Below are 252 nucleotides of genomic sequence, written 5' to 3'. Positions count from 1 at the left end.
GAATATGCCTACTTATTACTAGTGTATTACTTATTTTTTTTATAAAAAACAAATGGCTACCCATGGTTGAGGATATTATTGATGATAACTACTATTCGTTTTCATTGAATATATTCTCAGCAACTTTAGGTGTTTCACGTTACGGACTGATATTTCAATTTTATTGGCAGGCAAAACGTTGTGATAGATTAAAGCAAAGAGATAAAGTACCTAAAGAAGTCCAAAAGTTATTTATTGCAAGTAATGTTATAC

At 29.4% G+C, this 252-nt stretch carries 1 pseudogene; it reads left to right on the top strand.

The features are described 5' to 3' along the window. Positions 1-62 precede the first annotated feature (62 nt). Positions 63-252: pseudogene (locus AAEZ00_RS21775) on the top strand (hypothetical protein); the annotation flags it as partial.

This window comes from Shewanella sp. S1-49-MNA-CIBAN-0167 (assembly GCF_040310145.1).
Taxonomy (GTDB): domain Bacteria; phylum Pseudomonadota; class Gammaproteobacteria; order Enterobacterales; family Shewanellaceae; genus Shewanella; species Shewanella psychromarinicola.
The sequence above is the reverse complement of the archived record's forward strand: the minus strand, read 5'-3'. Positions and strand labels throughout refer to the sequence as shown.